Origin of the sequence: Brevibacterium sp. FAM 27836 (assembly GCF_051351055.1) — a bacterium.
GTDB lineage: Bacteria > Actinomycetota > Actinomycetes > Actinomycetales > Brevibacteriaceae > Brevibacterium.
In genome coordinates, this window is sequence record NZ_CP195711.1 from 1,709,576 (window position 1) to 1,730,201 (window position 20,626).

16 protein-coding genes are annotated in these 20,626 nt (G+C 66.7%); 5 read left to right on the plus strand and 11 right to left on the minus strand.

The annotated features are described in order from the left end of the window. Nucleotides 1–13 precede the first annotated feature (13 nt). The 6 genes from ACSE4D_RS07735 to ACSE4D_RS07760 form a co-directional block, all read right to left on the minus strand. Nucleotides 14–706: an IclR family transcriptional regulator gene (locus tag ACSE4D_RS07735; protein ID WP_135537592.1), complete on the minus strand. Its 693-nt coding sequence runs from the start codon at nucleotides 704–706 to the stop codon at nucleotides 14–16. 28 nt (nucleotides 707–734) lie between these two features. Further along, complete coding sequence (locus ACSE4D_RS07740) at nucleotides 735–1,988, minus strand: aminopeptidase P family protein (protein WP_135537593.1); 1,254 nt, start codon at nucleotides 1,986–1,988, stop codon at nucleotides 735–737. A 67-nt stretch (nucleotides 1,989–2,055) separates the two neighbouring features. Then, the gene (locus tag ACSE4D_RS07745; RefSeq protein WP_436327127.1) at nucleotides 2,056–3,405 is read right to left on the minus strand and encodes an MFS transporter; all 1,350 of its coding nucleotides are present in this window, start codon (nucleotides 3,403–3,405) and stop codon (nucleotides 2,056–2,058) included. Nucleotides 3,406–3,628: 223 nt separating this feature from the next. Next, nucleotides 3,629–6,016 (minus strand): cytochrome b/b6 domain-containing protein, encoded by a 2,388-nt coding sequence (locus ACSE4D_RS07750; RefSeq protein WP_425119166.1) that lies wholly within the window; start codon nucleotides 6,014–6,016, stop codon nucleotides 3,629–3,631. Nucleotide 6,017: 1 nt separating this feature from the next. Beyond that, nucleotides 6,018–6,998 (minus strand): electron transfer flavoprotein subunit alpha/FixB family protein, encoded by a 981-nt coding sequence (locus ACSE4D_RS07755; RefSeq protein WP_135537595.1) that lies wholly within the window; start codon nucleotides 6,996–6,998, stop codon nucleotides 6,018–6,020. An 11-nt stretch (nucleotides 6,999–7,009) separates the two neighbouring features. Beyond that, nucleotides 7,010–7,786 (minus strand): electron transfer flavoprotein subunit beta/FixA family protein, encoded by a 777-nt coding sequence (locus ACSE4D_RS07760; RefSeq protein ID WP_425119162.1) that lies wholly within the window; start codon nucleotides 7,784–7,786, stop codon nucleotides 7,010–7,012. 430 nt (nucleotides 7,787–8,216) lie between these two features. On the opposite strand from ACSE4D_RS07760, the gene ACSE4D_RS07765 reads away from it, so the two are divergent. After that, on the plus strand, nucleotides 8,217–8,672 hold the full coding sequence (locus ACSE4D_RS07765; protein ID WP_135537597.1) for an Lrp/AsnC family transcriptional regulator: 456 nt from the start codon (nucleotides 8,217–8,219) through the stop codon (nucleotides 8,670–8,672). A gap of 289 nt (nucleotides 8,673–8,961) precedes the next feature. Here the strand turns inward: ACSE4D_RS07765 and ACSE4D_RS07770 are convergent, their stop codons facing one another. Both ACSE4D_RS07770 and ACSE4D_RS07775 read right to left on the minus strand, forming a co-directional pair. Continuing rightward, nucleotides 8,962–10,899 carry a hypothetical protein gene (locus tag ACSE4D_RS07770; RefSeq protein ID WP_135537598.1) on the minus strand — a complete coding sequence of 646 codons (1,938 nt, stop codon included), beginning with the start codon at nucleotides 10,897–10,899 and terminating at the stop codon, nucleotides 8,962–8,964. Nucleotides 10,900–10,999: 100 nt separating this feature from the next. After that, nucleotides 11,000–11,629 carry a TetR family transcriptional regulator gene (locus tag ACSE4D_RS07775; RefSeq protein ID WP_240689557.1) on the minus strand — a complete coding sequence of 210 codons (630 nt, stop codon included), beginning with the start codon at nucleotides 11,627–11,629 and terminating at the stop codon, nucleotides 11,000–11,002. Between the two features lie 109 nt (nucleotides 11,630–11,738). On the opposite strand from ACSE4D_RS07775, the gene ACSE4D_RS07780 reads away from it, so the two are divergent. The 4 genes from ACSE4D_RS07780 to ACSE4D_RS07795 all read left to right on the plus strand — a co-directional run bounded on the left by ACSE4D_RS07780 (nucleotide 11,739) and on the right by ACSE4D_RS07795 (nucleotide 16,276). After that, nucleotides 11,739–12,254, plus strand: a complete 516-nt coding sequence (locus ACSE4D_RS07780; RefSeq protein ID WP_135537599.1) for a YqeB family protein — start codon at nucleotides 11,739–11,741, stop codon at nucleotides 12,252–12,254. Between the two features lie 172 nt (nucleotides 12,255–12,426). Further along, on the plus strand, nucleotides 12,427–13,533 hold the full coding sequence (gene pdhA, locus ACSE4D_RS07785) for a pyruvate dehydrogenase (acetyl-transferring) E1 component subunit alpha (RefSeq protein WP_135537600.1): 1,107 nt from the start codon (nucleotides 12,427–12,429) through the stop codon (nucleotides 13,531–13,533). After that, entirely contained in the window at nucleotides 13,530–14,603 is a 1,074-nt protein-coding gene (locus ACSE4D_RS07790; RefSeq protein WP_436327010.1) for an alpha-ketoacid dehydrogenase subunit beta, read from the plus strand. The genes pdhA and ACSE4D_RS07790 overlap by 4 nt, the downstream gene beginning before the upstream one ends. Next, nucleotides 14,603–16,276, plus strand: coding sequence for a dihydrolipoamide acetyltransferase family protein (locus ACSE4D_RS07795; RefSeq protein ID WP_436327011.1), 1,674 nt, complete (start codon nucleotides 14,603–14,605; stop codon nucleotides 16,274–16,276). Before ACSE4D_RS07790 ends, ACSE4D_RS07795 begins: the two co-directional genes overlap by 1 nt. A 110-nt stretch (nucleotides 16,277–16,386) precedes the next feature. Here ACSE4D_RS07795 and ACSE4D_RS07800 read toward each other — a convergent pair whose 3' ends face one another. The 3 genes from ACSE4D_RS07800 to ACSE4D_RS07810 are packed head-to-tail and all read right to left on the minus strand — an operon-like array spanning nucleotide 16,387 to nucleotide 20,487. After that, entirely contained in the window at nucleotides 16,387–17,592 is a 1,206-nt protein-coding gene (locus tag ACSE4D_RS07800; RefSeq protein WP_436327012.1) for an acyl-CoA dehydrogenase family protein, read from the minus strand. 16 nt (nucleotides 17,593–17,608) lie between these two features. Beyond that, the gene (locus ACSE4D_RS07805; RefSeq protein WP_436327013.1) at nucleotides 17,609–18,940 is read right to left on the minus strand and encodes a beta-ketoacyl-[acyl-carrier-protein] synthase family protein; all 1,332 of its coding nucleotides are present in this window, start codon (nucleotides 18,938–18,940) and stop codon (nucleotides 17,609–17,611) included. Then, a complete protein-coding gene (locus ACSE4D_RS07810; RefSeq protein ID WP_425119154.1) occupies nucleotides 18,937–20,487 on the minus strand; it encodes a class I adenylate-forming enzyme family protein in 1,551 nt (516 codons plus the stop codon). The genes ACSE4D_RS07805 and ACSE4D_RS07810 overlap by 4 nt, the downstream gene beginning before the upstream one ends. Nucleotides 20,488–20,626 lie beyond the last annotated feature (139 nt).

Genomic DNA, 20,626 nt, shown 5'->3' on the forward strand with positions numbered 1-20,626 from the left:
GAGGTGATGCGACTCAACCGCCTCCCAGACGTCGGGTGATGGCGTCTGCCGCATGCACGCAGGCCTCACCGAGGTCTGCGATCCGGGCGGTATCTGCCCGGAATTTCGGCGCCGCGATGAGTACGGCCGCAACGACCTCTCCGCGATGATCGCGCACGGCCGCGGCCACCCCGACTTCGTGCGGGGAGGTCTCGGCGTCGTTGAGTGCGAAGCCGACGTCCCAGGTCGCCTCCTCGCCGCTCTCTGCGGCGAGGAAGACCTGGACCGATGCGCTCTGCTCGGTCCGATAGCGTGAGCCCAGCGTCGAGGTGTGTTTGACCGGCTGCGGACTCGGAATCTGTTCGACGGTGATCGCTTCGGACCCGTCCCAGACCATGAGGGCGCTCGTCTCTCCGGTCCTCTGCGTGAGGTCCTGCAGGATGGGATAGGCCGCTCGTCTCACATCCAGGTCCGCCAGCAGGGGACCGGCGATCGCAATGATTCCGAGTCCTAACCGGTATCGCCGTGATGCCCCCTGTTCGACGATGCCCTCCTGCTCGAGCGATGCGAGGATGCGAGACACCGTACTCTTGTGCAGCCCCACGCGCGGTGCGATCTCGGTGACACCGAGCTCCTGTCGATCCGGTGCGAAGCAGCGCAGGATGGCGACGGTGTTCTCGATGACCGAGGCACCACGGCGTGGATTGTCGGGCGATTGTCGGGACATAGTGTGAGTATATTCGCCCCCCGAGGGATCAGGCCGGGATGATGTTGTGCTCGGGCCCGAACGGGAACTTCGTGATGTCTTCGGACTCGTTCTCGCCGACGATGACAATGTCGTGTTCACGGTATCCGCCGGCGCCGGGCTGCCCCTCGGGGACGGTGATCATCGGCTCCATGGAAACGACCATGCCCGGTTCGATGACCGTGTCGATGTCCTCACGCAGCTCGAGCCCGGCCTCCCGACCGTAGTAGTGGCTGAGCACACCGAAGGAATGCCCATATCCGAACGTCCGGTTGGCCAGCAGCCCGTGCTCGATATAGATCTCGTTGAGTTCGGCAGCGATGTCCTTGCACACCGCCCCTGGTTTGATGAGTTCGAGGCCGCGCTTATGCACCTCGACGTTGACGTTCCACAGCTGAAGTGATCGCTCATCGGGTTCACCGTAGAAGAGCGTCCTCTCCAGCGCTGTGTAGTAGCCCGAGGGCATCGGGAAGCAGTTGAGGCTGAGGATATCGCCCTTGCGGATCTTCCGTGTCGTCGCCCAGTTGTGCGCACCGTCGGTGTTGATTCCGGACTGGAACCACACCCAGGTGTCCCGCACCTCTTGGTCCGGGAAGGTCTTCGCGATCTCATGGACCATCGCTTCGGTGCCGATGAGAGCGACCTCGTACTCGCTGATGCCCTCGGTGATCGCGGCCTTGATCGCCTCACCGCCGAGGTCGCCGATCCGAGCACTGTGCTTGATGACCTCGATCTCTTCGGCCGATTTGATCATCCGCTGGCGCATGGCCGCCTGTGCGACGTCGACGAGCTCGGCATCGGGGAAGGCCGCTTGGATTCGGTTGCGGTTGTCCAACGGCAGGTTGTCGTCTTCGACGCCGAGTCGGCGAGGATTGCCGATGCCGCGCTGGCGCAGACCCTCCTGGATTGCGTAGTAGTAGTTGTCGCGGCGCCAGTCAGTGTAGACGATGTTCTCGCCGTAGCTGGTCCGCCACGGCATTCCGGCGTCGATGTTCGCAGTGATGGTCACCGTGTCATCGGCGGTGACGACCATCGCATAGGACCGTCCGAAGTAGGTGAAGAGGAAGTCCGAGTAGTACTTGATGTTGTGATACGAGGTGAGGACTACTGCGTCGAGCTCTTTCTCCGCCATGATCGCACGCAGGCCGGTCAGCCTCCGCTCCATCTCCGCATCGGAGAAGGTCAACGGCGTCTTGGCCCCGTTGTGAAGGACCTTGAGGCGGTCGAGGTCGGCGACGGAGGTGCTGTCGGCAAAAGTGGTCATTGATTTCTCCTGTTCCTTGGGCACGGCTGCACACGCGGTCCAACCGTGAGGGTGATTCTGCGCAGGTTCAGACTTCGCGCAGGGGTTTGTGGAAGGTCTCCTTGGCGCAGACGACGGCGCCGAGACAGATGGCGGCCGCAGCCATGAGGTACCAGCCGGGGGCCAGGTTCGAATCGGTCATACCGATGAGCAGTGTCGCCATGAAGGGGGCGGTGCCGCCGAACAGCGCGTTCGAGACGTTGAAGCTCACCGCGAAGCCGGTGTATCGGATCCTCGTCGGGAACATCTCGGCAAGGAAGCTGGGAAGCGTCCCGTCGTTGAGCGTGAGCATCGCGCCGAGTCCGACCTCGACGAGGATGACGACGGTGAAGCTGCCGGCGTCGAGAAGCATGAAGGCGGGAACCGTGAGGACGATGAAGGCAATGGAGGCGATGGTGAGCATCCGCTTGCGACCGAACCGGTCCGAGGCCAGCCCGGTGAGCAGGATGAAGCCGATGTAGGTCACGAGCGCGATGGTCGTGGCGATGAATGACTCGGTCGCCGCGTAGCCGAGTTCGGTTGTCAGGTACGTGGGCATGTAGGTGAGGACGACGTAGAACCCGACCGCGTTGAGCAGAACCGCGCACATCGCGATGAGGAGCGGTCGCCAGTAGTCGCGGAACATCGCGAAGACGGGTGCCTTGATGACCTCGTCCTGCTGTGCGAGTTCGCGGAAGGCCGGTGTGTCTTCGAGCCGAGTGCGGATGTAGCGGCCGATCAGCCCCATGGGCGCGGCGAGGAAGAACGGCAGTCTCCAGCCCCAGCTCTCCAGTTGGCCATCGCTGAGAGTGGCCGAAAGCACCGCCGCGAGCACGGAGCCCAGCAGCAGCCCCGTCGCGGTGCTGGCAGGCACCACGGCCGCATAGAGTCCGCGGCGGCGAGGAGGGGCATATTCGACGAGGAACGCTGAAGCGCCTGCATATTCGCCGGCAGCCGAGAAGCCCTGCACGAGGCGGACGACGAGCAGCAGGACCGGGGCGAAGAAGCCTGCCATGGCATAGCTGGGCAGGAGCCCGATCGCGAAGGTCGCGACGGACATGATGAGGATCGAGATCGACAGTGCCGAACGTCGCCCGATCTTGTCACCGATGTGCCCCCAGATGAAACCGCCGATGGGACGGACGACGAAGGAGACGGCGAAGACCGCGAAGGTCGACAGCAGAGCGAGGTTGCCCTCGGAAGCGGGGAAGAAGACGAGCGCGATGGTGGTCGCAAAGTATCCGTAGACGCCGTAGTCGAACCATTCGACGAAGTTGCCGACGAAGCTTGCGGAGACGACGCGCCGCAGGGTGCGCTTCTGTTCGAGCGTGGGCTGGGCGGGTGAAGACCCTTCGGTCTTCGCCGCATCGTTGTCCTCTGGAGCGAGGTCGGACTTCATTGTCTTCTCCATCGTCGTGAACGGTGACGCTTCGACCATGTTGCATTCTTTACAACGTGGTTGCATTTAAGGCTATTGTGTCACCGGTCCCCGGTCAAGAGATTTTTCCCGGCAATGCGCAGAAGGCATGCGAAAGGCCCCGCCGGATCGAATGTCCGACGGGGCCTTTCGCCTGTGAGTCCCGGCCCTCCGGTGCCGCGGCACCGGAATCGGGCGCTTCCGCCTACCTGCTCGAGACGCGCCCGAAGAGGTTCGCGATCGGTGCCAGCAGCAGCGGCCTGGCCGCGAACCACCCGGCCACAACCACGACCATGGCCACGATGAACCAGATCAGTCCGGCCCATCCGACCACGTCGGTTCCCGCGAACATGTAGCCGAGGTTCTGTCGCAGTCCGGTCGTGAACACGAGGAACACGTGGACGAGGATGAAGAACACGAAGAACAGCATCGTCGGGAAGTGGATCGCCCGAGCCAGCGGCGCCGGGTAGATCTTGTTCAGCGTCGAAGCGTCCTTCGGCCACCATTCGCTCATGCGCACGCCCGTGATCGCTGCCAGAGGCGCGGCGATGAACACGACGATGAAGTACATGAGCTGTTGGAGCGCGTTGTAGTTGACCCACGCGTCTTCCATCGGCCATTCCATCGTCGCGTACTGCAGCATCGCCGACAGAGCATTCGGGAACACTTCCCAACTGGTCGGCACGATGCGCGCCCAGTGTCCGGAGACGAAGAGCAGCACCACGAAGACGACACCGTTGGCCAACCACAGCAGGTCGAGACCCGTGTGCAGCCAGAGGTTGATGCTGACCTTCTTCCCGCCCTTCTTCGGGGTGTAGAACGCCGGCGGCTTCTGCTGATGGCGCACCTGCAGACCCGAGCGGATGATGAGCACCATGAAGAAGATGTTGAGGAAGTGCGTCCACCGCACCCAGCCCGGGAAGCCCGGATCAACGAAGTCCGGGATGTGGTATTCGCCCGGGTAGCGTTCGAGGAACTCGGGCACGCCCGGCAGAGTCGTGACTCCGCGCGCGGCGAGGATGAGGATTCCGGCCACGACGATGAGTCCGCCGAGCCCCAGCCCGACGAGCTTGGACCACTGTCCCAGCGACTTCGAACCGATCATGACCGGTTCCTTCTTCGCTGCAGGCTTCGCCGAGGCAGTACTGGCCGAACCAGAAGACGCGGCCTTCGCAGCCGGTGCCGATTTTGCGGCCGGCTTGTCCGCGGTGCGTGCCGCAGACTGCTCCGACGACTTCGCGGCGGGCTTGGCCATCGGCTTGCGCTGCGTGGTTTTGGCCGTGGCCTTGGCTGCTGGCTTGCCCATGGGTTGGCGCTGCGCGGGCTTCTTCTCGGTCGCGTCGGAGGACTTCTCCGAACTCGCCGAGGCGGCTCCCGCTGCGGCGGCACCCGCACCGGCGGCGGCTCCCGCACCTGCGGCGGCCGCACCGGCGCCTACGCCGCCGATGCCGGTGCGTCGGCCCTGGGGCTTCTTCTCGCCCGATTCGTCACCGGGGGTCGGCTTCGAGTCCTGCTTCGTTTCAGCGGTCGACTGCGCATCATCGGCAGGCTTGTCTGCCTGAGCCGATGCGGTGTCGGTCGAGGGCGAATCTGCCGCGTCTCCCGGTGCCGAAGCGGAGGCTGGCTGCCCGGCTCCGGCAGTCTTCACTGCCGTTGCGGGGGCAAAGCCTTCCGGCGGCCAGGGGTCTCCCCCGGCGGTGCGGGGGAGTCCGCGGCGCAGCGGAACGTCCGAGAGCTCTCCGGAGCCCGAACCGCTCGCGGCGGCTGCGGCAGCTGCAGGAGCCGCGGACGACGACTCGGAGGCGGAATCGGCTGACGTGTCAGCTGAAGCGGTTTCGGCAGAGTCGGCCTGCGTTGCGGTGTCGTCCGCGGCCCGGTCGACGGGCGCAGCCGCTGCCGGAGCAGCGGCGCCGGCGGACGTGCCTCCTGCGGCCTTGACCCCGGCAGGCGCAAAGCCTTCCGGCGGCCAGGGCTCTCCGCCTTCGACACGGGGCAGACCACGACGCAGCGGAACCTCGCTCGCGGCCGCAGGTGCAGCCTCGGCGGCAGGTTCAGCGGTAGGTTCGTCCGACGATTCGGCTTCGACCGATTCGGTTTCTGCGCCGGTCGCAGCGGCAGCTCCGGCACCAGCGGTCGCAGCGGCTGCAGCCGGAGCTGCGGACGCCGACTCTTCGGTCGGCTCGTCGGCTTCTTCGGTCGGTTCATCGCTCGGGGTCTCAGCCTCGACGTCCGAGTCGGCAGCGGGTGCCGCAGACGCGCCGGTGGCTTTCACTCCGGCAGGAGCGAGGCCCTCCGGTGGCCATGGTTCGCCGCCTTCGACGCGTGGCAGACCACGACGCAGCGGAACCTCGACGGACTCAGCGGCAGTCGACTCAGCGGCCACCGGCTCAGCGGCAGTCTGCTCAACGTCGGTCGTCTCGGGCTCGGCCGCCTCGGCGGGGGAACCTTCATCCAGTTCCTCCGACTCGGACGTCGCCGCGATCCACGATGCGCCCTCTTCCAAGGGCTCACCGACGGTGCCCTCCGGGGGCCAGGGGTCACCACCTTCGACCCGGGGCAGGCCCGAGCGCAGTGAACTGGAATAGGTCGCCATATCAGGACTTGTTTTCGTTCAGTGTTTCGATCGCCTGCGGAACGACCTTGAACAGGTCGCCCACGACGCCGAAGTCGGCGATGTCGAAGATCGGAGCTTCGGCATCCTTGTTGACCGCGACGATGGTCTTCGATGTCTGCATTCCGGCCTTGTGCTGGATCGCGCCCGAGATGCCCAGTGCCACATAGAGCTGCGGGGACACGGAGACACCGGTCTGGCCGACCTGATGCGACTGTGCGATGTAACCGGCGTCGACGGCCGCACGCGAAGCACCGACAGCGGCACCGAGGACGTCGGCGAATTCGCCGACGAGTTCGAACGACTCTTCCGAGCCGACGCCGCGACCGCCGGAGACGACCTTCTGCGCACCGCGCAGTTCGGGCCGCGAGGAGGTCTCGACGATGGCTTCGAACGAATCGATCGAGGCGGCACGCTTACCGGAATCGGCGACCTCGAGGGCCTGCGTGTTCTCAGGCTGGGCTTCCGCACGGGTCTCGATCGCACCGAGGCGCACCGTGATGACGGGAGCGCCGAAGGTCGGAGCCGACGAGGCGGTGTAGCCGCCGCCGTAGACAGAGTGATTGGCCACGATGCCTTCGGAGTCGCGCTCGACGCCGATCGCGTCGACGGACACGGCCGAACCGCTGCGCACTGCGAAGCGGCCGGCGATATCGCGGCCGTCAAGGGTGTTGGGCACGAGCACGGCGTCGGGGGCGGTGAGCTCGGCGGCCGAAGCGACAGCATCGACGGCGGAGTTGCCGAGGTTGCCCTCGGCGACTTCTGCGGTCAGAGTCGCTGTGGCACCGAGTTCGGCGGCCTTCTGCGCCGCGGCATCGGCACCGCCGGAAGCGGAGAGGACGAGCGCGACGGGCGAGCCGATCTCAGAGGCGCCGCCGAGCAGTTCGGCGGCCGGCTTCTCCAGCTGGCCTTCGGCATCGGCGGTGAGGACGACGAGAATGGAGTCCTGCGGGAATTCTGACATGACGATTCTCCTTAGGCCAGACGGTTCTTGGTGAGGTACTCGGCGAGCTCGGCGCCGCCATTGCCTTCGTCGACGACCTTCTCGCCGGCTTCGCGCGGCGGCTTCTCAGCGACGGTGACCATGATCGAGCGAGCCACGGACTGGTCCTCGGCATCGATGCCCAGATCGGACAGGCCGATGACCTCGAAGGGCTTCTTCTTCGCGGCCATGATGCCCTTGAAGTTCGGGAAGCGGGCTTCGGGCAGCGCCTCGGTGATCGAGATGACGGCGGGCAGTTCGGCCGAGACCTGCTGCTTGCCGCCTTCGATCGCGCGGGAGCCCGAGACCTTGCCGTCGGTCAGTTCGACGGTCGCCAGGCCGGTCACGTGCGGGTAGTCGAGGTGCTCGGCGAGCATCGCCGGCATCATGCCGCCGTTGCCGTCGGTGGAGACGTTGCCGGTGACGACGACGTCGTATTCGCCGCGGCGGATGGCGGCGGCGAGCACCTCGGCGGTCAGACCGAGATCGGCACCGGCCAGGCCCTCGTCGGCGACGTGCACGGCGTTGTCGCCGCCCATGGCCAGACCCTTGCGGATCGTGGCGGTCGCGGTGTCCGGGGACATCGAGATGACGGTCACCTCGGTGTCGCTGTCGCTGTCCTTGTGTGCCAGTGCGACCTCGAGGGCGCGCTCACCGATCTCATCGAGGACGGCTTCCGAGGCACCGCGATCGGCAAGCCCGGTTTCCAAGTTCAGTTTCCGGTCACCGTACGTATCCGGGACCTCTTTGACCAATACCGCGATCTTCAAGGATGACTCCTTAGTTTCGTGAAGCAGTTGGGCTGCAGTGAGACTTCTGTCTCATAATCTACAGGTGGCTGTTTGTCGACGGTTAACCGGGTCCGGCCGGATCCGATCATCTCTTCAGTCACCAATGGTACGTGGTACGCACCACAGACATCCTCGTTACTGTACGAACGATCGACAGAATTTGTCCAATGCCTCGGACCGCGGCCCCACTTCCCCGCTTCCGCGCACCGGCCCGTTTCCCCGCACCTCGCAGACGCCCGAGCCTGCCCGGTGTGGCGCAGAACCCTCGCCGAGGCGGGGCTCTAGAATCGAGGAGGGACTCTAGAATGGGGTCAGACCGACAGGACACGGTCAGACCGACCCTTGCCTCCCGGTGCCGATCCGAACCCGGGCGGACAGGACGCGAACATCAACGGTGAAGGAGCGCCCCGTGGCTTTCGACCTCGACGACATCGACCGCAGCATCATCGCTGCCCTCGTCGAGGATTCGCGCCTGAGTGTGCGCCAGCTGGCCGAGCGCGTCCACATCTCCCGCTCGGCGGCGCACAAGCGCTTCACCACCCTCGTCGAATCGGGTGCGATCAGGAAATTCACCGCCGAGGTGGACCGCCGCGCCCTCGGCATGACCGTGACCGCGGTCGTCGTCGTCAAGATCGGCGAGCGCCCCTGGCCGCAGGTCCGCGACGATCTGGCCGAACTGCCGTTCGTCGAGAAGGTCCAAGCCGTCAGCGGCGACATCGACGCCCTGGTCACGGTCAACGCCCCGGACAATACGGCACTCTCACAGGTCATTCTGCGCCGGATCCACGAGGTGCCCGGCGTCGTGTCCTCCCGCTCGCTGCTCATCCTCGACGAGGCCGAGGGACACAGGCCCGGCGCCGGCTGAGCGATTCACCGGCTACGACTCACCGGCAGGGCGACTCACAGACAGGGCATCGGCCCCGCAGATGAACCGTGCGGTGAATCGTCGAAGCCCTCGACACCGGAATTTGCGCCGAGGGCTCCATGACGTGAAACAGAGAGAATCACCACCATCGTGTCCAACACTTCAAGCCAGCGTGTCAACCGCCTTAGGCAAGACCGATGTTTCGTAATTCTCATAGGCTAGCCTAACCCGCAGCACGGCAACGCACAACAGGTCGTCGGCAACTATTTTCCCGAGACCGGCCGAATCCTCAGCGCGAGAGCAGCATGAGAGCGGCACCGGCGACGATGCGCCGGTACACCGGCTCTACGGACACCGTGTCTCCGTCTGCCTCAAAGAGCCCGAGCTCGGTCAGCTCCTGCAGCTCGTCCGCCAGCAATGTGGAGATCCGGCCGGCGCGCACCTCGTCGATGTCGAGCTCGGGAGGCTCGGGTGCGGAGTCGGGAGTGAGGATCTCGATGAGACGCTGGGCGATCGTGATCGCCGGGGCACCATAGTCCTCGCCGGGAACCAGGTTGATCACGTCGAGCAGCCGCTCGTAGATGAACGCGCCGATGACCGGCAGTGCCGCATCCGCGCTCACCACACCAGAGCGCCACTGGTCAGCGGCGTCGGCGGGCCTGACCTTCGTCCCAGTGATCTCGATGATCTCCGCGCTCTGCATGACGGCCCACATCGCCTCGAGGACGGGCACCTCATCCGCGCTGCGCGCATAGTTCACGCCGTCTTCGTACCGGGCGTTCGAGGCCACACCGACGGCATCGATGCCGAACTGTCCGGCCGCCTCGGCGATATCCGCTCGCTTCACCCGTCCCGTTCCGGTCACCTGTCGGGAGTCGCCGATCCACTCGAGGATTCCGGCGATGCCGGTGACGAGGCGGTTCTGCGTCATGGGCTGCGCGAGCTGCTCCTCGCTCAGTGCATTGGCTTCGACGGCGGCCATCAGGGCCGAGGGTAGCGGGTCGGTGCGCATGCTCGCGGCCTCGGCTCGGGCGCGAGCGGCGTTCCAGCGTTCGGGGGTCTCGTCGGTGTCCATGCGGAAGCGGAGATAGTTGTCGAGAGCTTCGAGGCTGTCGAGGAAGATCACCGTCGAAGGCGATTCGCCGTCGGCATTCTCGGCGCCCTCCTGTCCGTCGACGGCGAAGCTTTCAAGGACGTCGAGGAGGTCGTCGATTCCCTCCGGCTCGTCGATATCTGCGCGGGAGGATACGGCGATGCAGAACAGGAGGTGGGCGATGTCGAAGACCTCTGAGTCTTCATCGCCGTCGTCGTAGGCCTCGGCCAGCCAGTCGCGGAAGCGCTGGTAGAGCGGCATCTCGTAGACGGTCTTTTCGACCTCGTCCATTCGCTCATCGATGTCCCGCGGGTCAGCGGCAGCACCGGCTGCATTATCGGCAGCGTTCGATCCGCCGAGCCACTCGGGCAGGTCCTGCTCCACAGCGGGGCCGTCCTGAGCTTCCTGACCATCCTGGATCACTCGGTCGGTGGGGCTGTAGGTGCCGGCGACCGGTTCCGGATAACCGTCGAGGGGCATGAGTTCGTCGACGACGTCCTGCGCCGAAACCTTGTTTCGCTTGGTCAGGCGCACGACCACGGCGGCCACGGCGAGCATGGACCCTTCGAGGACGTGAAATCCGCTGTTGCTGTTGATGAGGCGGTCGAGGCTGTCGACGACGCGCCCCTTGTGCGCCAGCGCCAGGATGTCGCGTGCCACGGCACGGGACTTCTTCGTCGGCCACTTCGGCGCCATCACTCCGCCCAGTTTGGGTCCGTGGGTCTCGTCGGTGAACCATTCGTCGACCAGGCCCATCGCCACCCCGGTCACCTGTGCGACGCTCGGATTGAAGTCCTCAGGATCCGAGGGCAGGGAGGCCACAACAGCCTCGGCGCGCTTGGTATCACCCTCGGCGAAGGCAAGGGAGAAGGACCGCAGCTTCCCCACCGCCAGTCCGCGATGGGCACCGACCGGAGTGAACAGACGGCGGTTGTACGCCACCTGTGCCCTTTCCATGGCTGCGTGGAATTCGGCTTCGGTGAAGTCCGCATCCGGATCGTCGATGTCGACGCCTTCAGCTTTGAGGAACGGCGCCAACTCCCGCATCATCCGATCGCCCATGCCGGGGTTGTGGCTGATTTTGCCGCCCGCTGCCATACCGTGGAATTCGGGACTGTCGAAGAAAGAAGACACGCACTGCTCCTGCCGAGGATGAACTGAAGCAATAACGGTAACAAGCCAGACCTCGTCCGCCCCAGAACCGACCCGGCATGGCCCCGCGTCTTTACCGAGATCACACTCCGGGCGACCCCAGGGTCTTCCGCACCGCCCTGATGGTCAGCTCGAGGGACTGGGCGCGCACGGTCGGATCGTCGACGCCGACACTCACGCTGAAGAGGTGTCCGGAGCCGATAGTGAGGTAGACGAACGCCGCCGCCCATCCGATCGGCACGCCCTCATCGATGGAGCCGTCCGACTGCCCCCTCGCGATGACGGCTTCGAGCGGATCGGCATCGTCACCCGCACCTTCCGCGCCACCGCCCGCAGATTCTGCATCCGCACGGGACTCGGTGGCCGCCTCGGCGAAGGTCTCATCGGTGATGATCGGGTTGTCGGCGAAGAGCAGGGTGAGCACATCGGGCAGCGTGAACAGCTCCGCGCAGATCCGCTCGAGCGCGGCCAATCCATCGCCGTCGCCGGGCCGGGCCTTCATGACAGCCTCACCGAATCGCCGGGCACCGAGCCGGGCCGCCGCGGCGACGAGCGCCTCCCGATCACCGAAATGCCGATAGAGAGTGGTGCGGCCGACGCCGATCGACTGCGAGAGCTCAATCATCGACGCCTGCGGGTTCTCGGCAAGAATGGTCAGCGCCTCGCTGACCAGGGCGTCTTGGCCCAATCGACGCATGCCCTGCACCGGCACACCCCCTCCCTGACTCGGTGAACGATACAGAGCAGTCTACTTGTGGAACACACATGTTCCACTTTGGTATCATGGAGTACCGCAAAGGCCTTCGAGGATTGAGCATGTGATGGACCAGCCCCGACAGAAGAACGACCCCACCGCCCAGCAGCCCCACACCGCTGCGACGTTCGCGCTCAGTCGGACCGACGTCGTCGTCATCGGCCTCGTCTGCATCGGCATCGGCGTGGCGCTCGGATTCTTCCTGCCCGCACTCGGATCGATCGCCGCGACATTCCCCATCCCCTTCGGAGACGTCATCGAGAAGCTCAGCCGGTTCGACCAGGCGTGGGTTGTCATCGCCCGTCCGATCATCGGCGGGGCGCTCGGGCTCATCGCCACGTTCGTCATCGCCGCCTCGACGACTCCCCTGCGCATCGACGAGCACGGAATCACCATCGGACGAGACGACGACCACCCGCTGCGCATCTCCCGCGCCTCGTTTTCGACCGCATATTTCGCCGAGGGCAAACTCGTCGTCGTCACCGAAGGCGGGCATCAGGCCTTCAAGGGAACCGTCGAAGGCAAGAAAGCTGCGATCGCCGAGGCCTTCACCTCCCACGGCTATCGTTGGGGTGAGATCTGAAGACCGTGGCACCGGCGCGCCCGCGTGAATGAACCCCCGACCGCCCAGCCAAATGTCCACTCGGCCTGCCGGAACCGGCCCCTTCGTCCCGAGTTCGCGACACGTTTGGCCGCCCGTCCTCACCTGGCGTGACGCCATGGAATCGTGACTCGGCTCACGTCACCATGGGGGCATGACCATTGACGTTCCCACCACAGGCCGTTCACTGCCCCAGCTGCAGCCGATCAGCTTCATCGGCGCAGATGGCCGGCTCACCGACACCCCGACCGAGGGGCTGCGCATTCCCAGCGATCGCACCCTGACCGGGCTTTACCGGCAGATGGTCCTCGTCCGACGGTTCGAAGCACAGGTCACGCACCTGACCCGTCAGGGTCGACTCGCGACCTATCCCTCCGCGGCAGGTCAGGAGGCCGCCGAGGTGGGGGCCACCACCGCGCTGGCCCCCGGCGATTGGCTCTTCCCCACCTACCGGGACTCGGCAGCGCTGCTGACCCGTGGGGTGCCCGTGCCCGAGATCCTCGCGGCCTTCCGCGGCGACTGGCACTGCGGGTTCGACCCGCACGAGTACCACATCTCACCTGCGGCGACGCCTCTTGCGACGCAGACCCTGCATGCCACGGGATTCGCCATGGCGGCGAAACTCAAGGGAACGGATGCTGCGACTCTGACCTTCCTCGGCGACGGCGCCAGCAGCGAGGGCGATGCTCATGAGGCCCTCAACTTCGCCTCCGTCTGGCAGACGCCGACGGTCTTCGTCCTCCAGAACAACCAGTATGCGATCTCGACTCCGCTGCGGGAGCAGACGAACGCGACGATGCTCGCCGACCGGGCCGCCGGCTACGGAATGCCCGGGCTGCGCGTCGACGGCAACGATGTCGCCGCTGTGTTCGCCGCTGTCACCGCCGCCCTTGAGCGCGGCCGGAACGGCGACGGCCCCACCCTCATCGAGGCCCTGACCTACCGGATGGAATCGCACACGAACTCCGACGACCCGACGAAGTACCGCGACGCCGAGGAGGTCGAACACTGGAAGCAGTTCGATCCCATCGATCGTCTCGAGAAGTACCTGCGTCAGACCGGTGCCCTCGACGATGCCGGCGTCGATGAGATCGCCGAGGCGGCCGAGACCTTGGCCGCGTCCGTCCGCGATGCCATGAACACCGAGGCCGAGATCGACCCGCGCGAACTCTTCGCCCACGTCTACGCTCGCCCGCGCACCGCACTGGCCGAGCAGCAGCAGGTCCTCGAAGCCGAACTCGCAGCGGCGGGGCACGCATGAGCGTTGAAACGGGAACCGATTCCACCACCGATCCGACCGCGGTGAACGACGAAACCGCCACGGCCGCCTCGGCGAGCAATGTCGGGTCCGCCCCGTCCTCGGTGACGATGACGAAGGCGCTCAACCAGGCGCTGCGCGACAGTCTGGCCGCCGACGACACCGTGCTCATCTTCGGTGAGGATGTCGGCCGCCTCGGCGGGGTCTTCCGTGTCACGGAAGGACTGCGCGCGGAATTCGGGTCGAATCGGGTCTGGGACTCGCCGCTGGCGGAGTCCGGGATCATCGGCACGGCGATCGGCATGGCGATGAACGGGATGCGCCCGGTCGTCGAGATGCAGTTCGACGCCTACGCCTACCCGGCATTCGAGCAGATCGTGTCCCATGTGGCGAAGATGCGGAACCGGACGAAAGGCAAGGTCAGCCTGCCGATCACGATCCGCATTCCCTATGCCGGGGACATCGGCGGCGTCGAGCACCACTCGGATTCCTCCGAAGCGTATTGGACCTCGACTCCGGGGCTGACCGTCGTCACGCCCTCGAATCCGGCGGACGCGTATTCTCTGCTGCGCGAGTCGATCGCCTCCGATGACCCGGTCGTGTTCATGGAGCCGAAGTCGCGGTACTGGATGAAGGAGACCCTCTCCCTGCCTGTGACCACGGCCGCAATGGACCGTGCTCAGGTCCTCCGCGAGGGCACCGATGTCACCCTCCTCGCCTATGGTCCGACCGTGCGCACCGCACTCGATTCCGCGGAAGCCGGTGCCGAGCACGGTCTGTCCGTCGAGGTCATCGACCTGCGCACGCTGTCGCCCTTCGACGATGAGACCGTGTCCGCCTCGGTGCGCAAGACCTCGCGGGCCGCGGTCATCCATGAGGCCGCGCAGTTCGGCGGATACGGCGCCGAGGTGGCCGCCCGCCTCACCGAACGCAATTTCACGCACCTGTCGGCCCCGATCCTGCGGATCGCCGGGTTCGACGTGCCCTATCCCTCACCGAAGATGGAGGAGTACTACTTGCCGACGGTCGAACGCGTGCTCGATGCACTCGAATCGTGGGATTGGGAGCTGTGATGAGTGCTGAGACGAGTTCTGTGCGTCGCGATGCCGGCTCCGTCGCGGCCACGCGCGAGTTCATCCTCCCCGACCTCGGCGAGGGGCTGACCGAGGCCGAGCTGATCTCCTGGAAGGTCGCCGTCGGCGATGAGGTCCAGGTCGATCAGATGGTCGTCGAGGTCGAGTCCGCGAAGTCCGTCGTCGAACTCCCCTGCCCCTACGCGGGACGCATCGTCAGCCTCCACGCCGCCGCCGGGGACACCGTCAGTGCAGGTCAGGCCCTGCTGACCGTCGCCGAGGCGGGGGCCGAGGTGAGCGCGGGCGCTGAGTCGACAGCCGACGGCGGTTCCGAGAGCGCGGTGGCGAGCACGAGCGCAGTCGACGCAAACGGCGGAGACGACGGCGGCGAGACTGGCGCCGACGAATCGAACGGCGCGAACCTCATCGGCTACGGCACTTCGGAGCCGAAGACCAGGTCGACGAAGAAACGCTCGTTCGGCGGCAAGCACGCGGCCACACCGGATGCGACATCTACCGCCGCACCGACTGCGGCTCCCGCCGTTCCGACCGTCGTCCCGGATGCTCCAACGCAGCCGCCGACAGAGGCGCCCGCACGCGCTGATGGCTCGTTACCGTCCTCCACGGTCGACTCGTCGGTGTCCGCCGCCGACGAATCAGCGAGCGATGCGGACAACCACGTCTCCCCCGTGTCCTCTCCCCTCGTGCGCAAGCTCGCGAAGGATCACGGCATCAGCGCCAAGCACCTGCCCGGTACCGGCCCAGGCGGGGTCGTGACCAGGGTCGATGTGCAATCAGCGATCGGGTCCGGGGCAGGTGCCGCTGCCCACGTCCCCGCAGGGACGTCGCCGGCAAACCAACCGCACCTGGGCACGGAACGGGGAGCCGCCTCGGCGAGCGCTTCCGCATCCCGAACAGCCGCTGCGGCGAAGTTGCCCGCCTTCGCCGGCGATGCCGCAGCAGCGAATTCCCATCGGTCCGACCGCGACACTCGCACCCCGATCACGGGGCTGCGGAAGGTCGTGTCCGAACGCCTCACGAAGTCGCGGCAGGAGATCCCCGAGGCGACGATCTGGCTCGACGTCGACGCCACCGAGCTGCTCAACACGAAGCGCGCACTCGAGTCGAGAACGGGTGAGAAGTATTCGCTGCTGTCGCTCGTCGCTCGCTTCGTCGTGGCCGGGCTGAAGAAGTATCCGATCATCAACTCCTCGATCGACACGGCCGCCGGTGAGATCGTCACCCACGGCGACATCAACCTCGGACTGGCCGCGCAGACTCCGCGCGGGCTCATGGTTCCCGTCGTCCACGGGGCGGGCGAGATGAGCCTGCGGCAGCTGCGCGATTCGGTGTCGGAGACCGTCGGCAAGGCGACGACAGGGAAGTTCGATCCGACTGAGCTCTCGGGCGGAACCTTCACGCTCAACAACTACGGTGTGTTCGGCGTCGACGGTTCGGCCCCGATCATCAACCTCCCCGAGGTGGCCATGCTCGGTCTCGGCCGGATCAAGGAACGTCCCTGGGTCGTCGACGGACAGCTGACCGTGCGCAAGGTCATGTACCTGTCCTTCGTCTTCGATCACCGGGCCTGTGACGGTCAGGAACCGAGCGAGTTCCTCACCTTCGTCGCCGCCTGCATCGAGAACCCGATCTCACTCCTGCCGGAGCTCTGAGGGGGCGGCGCCCTCAGGTAACGCGAACGTCGAAAAAGTCGTCGCTGGCGGCGCTCTTTTCGAGTTTCGCGCTACCTGAGCGACGACAAGGACAGCCGCCGGCTCCCTCCCTACTCGTCGAGCAGAGCCGCCGCGTACATGGGGCGGGCGGCATCGGCGCTCGGCGGGTGGAACAGTCCGGCCGCGGCATCGCGGAAGAGTCGGGAGAGTTCGTGCTTGTTGCCGAATCCGCTGCCGCTCGTGCACATGAGCGCGGTCTCCGTGCAGTGTCGGGCCGCCTCGGCGGATTTGATGCGAGCACCCACGAGCCGCAGCGGCCACCCTGCCCCGTGATCGACCAGGTCATCGAAGTCCCGCGCATAGGCATCGATCATCGCGGTCACCGGCATGAGGTCGAGGTGGGCGTCGGCCAGGCGGGTCCGGGCCTCGGGCACCTCGGCGAAAGCGGTGCCGGCCTTCGCGGACTTCCGCTTGTGGAGCCCGGCCGCACCGAGTTCCAGTGCCCGGCCGGCGATTCCCGCATAGACGGCGGCGATGAGCAGCTGGAAGTTGCTCGTGATGGCGAAGGTGAGCAGGTCGGGGTGTCTGCCGGCGGGGATGATCCGGGAGACCCGCTCGGGCCTCATCGGCACCTGGTCGAGGATGGTCGCCCGCGACTGCGAGGCCCGCATGCCCAGCACATCCCAGTCATCGGAGACGGTGATCCCCGGCGCCGAACGTTCGATGAAGCCGTAGACGAGTTCGCCCTCGGCCGGTTCATCGGCATCGGGTCCGGCGATGCCGTCGTCATCGGCGGCCACGGCCCCATGGACGATGAGCCGAGTCCACACGGGTGACAGCGACGTGAAGATCTTCACCCCGGTGAGTTCGAACCCGCCGTCCGCGGTGGGCACCGCCTCGGTCGTCGAGCCCTGTAGCACCCAGTCGTTCGAGGGTTCGGAGATGCCGAAGGCGAAGATCTCACCGGCCATGACCTCGTCGAAGACCCAGTTGAGCGAGTCGTCACCGCGATCATTCATCGCCTTGACCACGCCCGTGCACATGAGGTGCATGTTGATCGCCAGCGCGGTTCCCGGCGCCGCCGCGGCCAGTCGCTGCTGCAGCCGGGAGACCTCGAACAGGCTCAGCCCGGGTCCACCGTGGGTCTGCGGGACGAACAGGGTGAGGTAACCCAGTGACTTCAGCTCCTCAAGGTCCTCATCGAAGAACCGGTTCTCGCGGTCATAGACATCGGCCCGCCGCCGGAAGCGTTCGAGCGCCTCATCGGGCAGGTGCTTCTCGGCCAGTTCGCGAACGCGCATCTCACGGTCGGTCATCGTCTCTCCTCTGTTCTCAGCTGTGTTCATTCGTGCGCGCCGCACCCACCGCGGCGAGACTCCGGCTCAGGATGATCGCCCCGTTGTGGCCGCCGAAACCGAACGAAGTCGACAGCACGGTGGTGGCGGCCGCCTCGGCGAGGGTCTTGTCTTCATTCAGTTCACGGGCCTGGCCTGCGACGATGTCCCATTCGGGGAACTCGCGGTCATAGAGGTTGAGCGTCGGCGGCAGCACCTGATCGCGCAGCGTCATGATCGCGATGATCGCTTCGACCACGCCCGAAGCGCCGAGCAGATGCCCCGTCGATGATTTCGTCGCCGAAATCGGGATCGTTCGCCCGTCCTCGCCGAGGACCGCGTCGAAGGCGGCGAGTTCGGCCCGGTCCCCGGCCGGTGTGCCCGTGGCGTGGGCGTTGATGTGGTCGATGTCGCCGGGTTCCAGCCCGGCATCGGCCAAGGCCTGCACCATCGCCGAGGCGGCTCCCCGCCCATCCGGATGCGGATTCGTCGGGTGGTGGGCATCGCTGGCGGCGCCGAACCCGGCGAGTTCGGCGAGCGGTTCGGCCCCGCGTGCGGCGGCGGAGTCGGCGGATTCGAGGAGGATCGCGGCCGCCCCCTGGCTCATGACGAACCCGTTCCGGGCGCGGTCGAAGGGCCGGCTCGCTGCGGTCGGGTCATCGTCGAAGCCTGCGGCGAGGGCGCGCATGTTCGCATTCGAGGCGAGATTGACCGCGCCGAGGCAGTCCTCCATCCCGACGACGAGCACAGCCTCGGCGTAGCCGTGGCGGATGCGTCGCATGGCCTCTCCCAGGCCGATCGCCCCGGATGCGCAGGTCGCGGACACGCCTTGCCCGGGACCGCGGAGATCGAAACGCTGGCTGATGAGGGCGGCCGCCGAGTCCGGCGCACCGTGGATGGCCAGAGTCAGCGGCACCGCGCGGGGGCCGCCGGAATCGAGGACGCGGGTCGCTGACTGCATGGCATCGACGGGCCCAGATCCGGTGGCGGCGATGACGGCGGTGCGGTCACGGTCCCAGGGCAGCTCCTCGGCGGCCGAGGCGATTCCGGCCTGGCGGAGGGCCTGGCCGGCGGCGGCGATGGCCCAGTGCTGGACGGGGCTGAGACGGCGGGCGAGCGCTCGAGGCAGGATGGCCTCGGCGTCGAAGTCGCGGATCTGTCCGCCGATGCGCACCGCGAGGTCCGCGAACTGCTCACCGGCGAGGACGTCGATGGCGCTGATTCCGGTGCGGACGGATTCCCACAGGGATTCGGGGTCCTGCCCGCTCGGGGTGATGGCGCCGAGTCCGGTGACGACGACTCGGCGCGGTGGGGTGGTGGGGGTGTTCACAGTCGCTGTCCCTGTCCGTTCGTGATGAGTTCGGTGGCTTCCGTGCGCCGGATCTTCCCGCCCACGGTCCGCGGCAGTCGGTCGATCAGGTAGAACCGACGCGGCACGAACTGCGGGGCCAGGCGGGCACGCGCGTGAGCAAGCAGCGCGGCCTTGCCTGGGACAGACGGCGCAAGGCCGGCTCCGGTGGCGGACCCGGTTTCGATGACGAGGGCGACGATGCTGCCGAGGCTGTCGTCGGGCAGCGCGATCGCGCACGCCTCGCCGAGGCGGGGGCACGTCTCGAACGCCCGCTCGACTTCCGGCAGGGACACCTTGTGTCCTCCCGTGATCGCGATATCCCCGGCACGGCCGGCCAGTTGGAGCAGTCCGCCTTCGATGCGTCCCTGGTCGCCGACGCTGGCCCATCCGTCCGGGCCCTGGAGCTGCGCGTCGGTGGTGCCGGTGACGTAGCCGTCGGAGCACGCGGCGGCCCTGATCCACAGGGTGCCGATCTCTCCATCGGGCAGGGGTTGCCCGTCGTCTCCGCGCACCTCGGCCCCGATCGAGTCGTAGACGGTGATCCAGGTGCCGTCGCCGGCGCGGCTGTCGCCGATGAAGCCGATCTCGGCGGCACCGTAGTAGCTGATGAGTCGGGCCTCGGGGAGGACCTCGGCGAGACGGTCGCGGATGCTCGCGGGCAGGTTCGCTCCCCCGGTGACGAGGAGGTCGAGACCGTGGAAACGGTCGGGGGAACGCCCGGCCGCCTCGGCGAGGGCCTTGACCACGGCGGGCACGGCGACGATGCGGGTGATGGCTTCGTCCGCGATGCGCGGCCCCATGGTGAAGGGGTCGAAGTCGTCGGCGACGTGGACGCTGCCGCCGGTGGCAAGCGACTCGATGACCGCATAGAGGGTGAGGCTGTAGGACACGGGGCCGGGTGCGAGCGTGGCCACCTCGGGGAGCGGTTCGAGGTGAGCGGAGGAGACGGCCACATTGTCCCGGTACTGCTGCCGGGTCTTGATGAAGGCCTTGGGATTGCTCGTCGTGCCCGAGGAGAAGAGCATGAGGAAGGGTTCGCTCGCCTCGCGGACGGTCGGGGCCGGAGCCGGGGTGCCAGCGCTGCGGACCTGTGCCTCGCGTGTCGCGAATTCGGCCGGGGTGATCACGGTCCCGGTCCAGCCGGCGGCGGCGAGCGCCTCGGCGAGGGTGGGCGATTCGCTGATGACGAGGCCGATGCCTGTCGTGCGGATGACTCCGACCTGATGGTCGAGCGGCCACCGCGGATCGATGGTCGCCGAGACCGCGCGGTAGCCGGCGAGACCGGCGATGATGCGGGCGGTGAAGAACGCCGAGGTGGTGCTCACGGCCGTGATCGGAATTCCCTGGGTCTCCGGGGCGGGCCGCGGCGGTTCGGTCTGCGCCCGGTGGAGGGAGTCGACGACGGCGAACGCGACACGGGAGTCAGCGACGAGCTCCCCGTAGCTCAGTCGGGCCTCAGACCCGGCGAGGGCGAGCTGATCGGGGCGTTCGAGTGCCACGTCGAGGATCGTCGAGGTGATCGGCAATTCTGACCTCCAGAGTTCATGGCATTCCATCGGAGCGTTCGGCGGCACACCGGCGCACCATGTCGGCCGTTCCCACAGTACAACGTGGCCGACGCCCCCTCACCGCAGCCCTGCCACTGAGATACTTTCGAGTATTCGG

Excerpts from the sequence above, each read along its gene's own strand:
- ACSE4D_RS07735 (WP_135537592.1), bottom strand. The coding sequence starts at position 706 with ATGTCCCGACAATCGCCCGACAATCCACGCCGTGGTGCCTCGGTCATC.
- ACSE4D_RS07740 (WP_135537593.1), bottom strand. The coding sequence starts at position 1,988 with ATGACCACTTTTGCCGACAGCACCTCCGTCGCCGACCTCGACCGCCTC.
- ACSE4D_RS07745 (WP_436327127.1), bottom strand. The coding sequence starts at position 3,405 with ATGAAGTCCGACCTCGCTCCAGAGGACAACGATGCGGCGAAGACCGAA.
- ACSE4D_RS07750 (WP_425119166.1), bottom strand. The coding sequence starts at position 6,016 with ATGGCGACCTATTCCAGTTCACTGCGCTCGGGCCTGCCCCGGGTCGAA.
- ACSE4D_RS07755 (WP_135537595.1), bottom strand. The coding sequence starts at position 6,998 with ATGTCAGAATTCCCGCAGGACTCCATTCTCGTCGTCCTCACCGCCGAT.
- ACSE4D_RS07780 (WP_135537599.1), top strand. The coding sequence starts at position 11,739 with ATGGACCAGCCCCGACAGAAGAACGACCCCACCGCCCAGCAGCCCCAC.
- pdhA (WP_135537600.1), top strand. The coding sequence starts at position 12,427 with ATGACCATTGACGTTCCCACCACAGGCCGTTCACTGCCCCAGCTGCAG.
- ACSE4D_RS07790 (WP_436327010.1), top strand. The coding sequence starts at position 13,530 with ATGAGCGTTGAAACGGGAACCGATTCCACCACCGATCCGACCGCGGTG.
- ACSE4D_RS07795 (WP_436327011.1), top strand. The coding sequence starts at position 14,603 with ATGAGTGCTGAGACGAGTTCTGTGCGTCGCGATGCCGGCTCCGTCGCG.
- ACSE4D_RS07800 (WP_436327012.1), bottom strand. The coding sequence starts at position 17,592 with ATGACCGACCGTGAGATGCGCGTTCGCGAACTGGCCGAGAAGCACCTG.